1 pseudogene is annotated in these 218 nt (G+C 58.3%); it reads left to right on the top strand.

Features of this window, described 5'->3' with window-relative positions:
- Positions 1 to 184 (top strand): annotated as a pseudogene (locus HMPREF3044_RS13230) (HNH endonuclease); the annotation flags it as partial.
- Positions 185 to 218: the final 34 nt, after the last annotated feature.

Below are 218 nucleotides of genomic sequence, written 5' to 3'. Positions count from 1 at the left end.
CCCGTATGACAATGGGCGAAACGATGATGATCGGGACCGTCCCCTGCATGGGCATGTGGAGAAAATTGGTGGGTTGGACATGTGGGTGCCCGCCTTCGGCGGCAAACCCAAACTCAACATGCACCCCTGCGCCCAAGGCGGCGCCATCCGCCTAGCACGAAAAATGGCCACACTAAACAGCTAAACACTGCTCGAAATACAACCCCCTCAGCAGGGGG

This window comes from Corynebacterium sp. HMSC073D01 (assembly GCF_001815555.1).
GTDB lineage: Bacteria > Actinomycetota > Actinomycetes > Mycobacteriales > Mycobacteriaceae > Corynebacterium > Corynebacterium glucuronolyticum.
The sequence above is the reverse complement of the archived record's forward strand: the minus strand, read 5'-3'. Positions and strand labels throughout refer to the sequence as shown.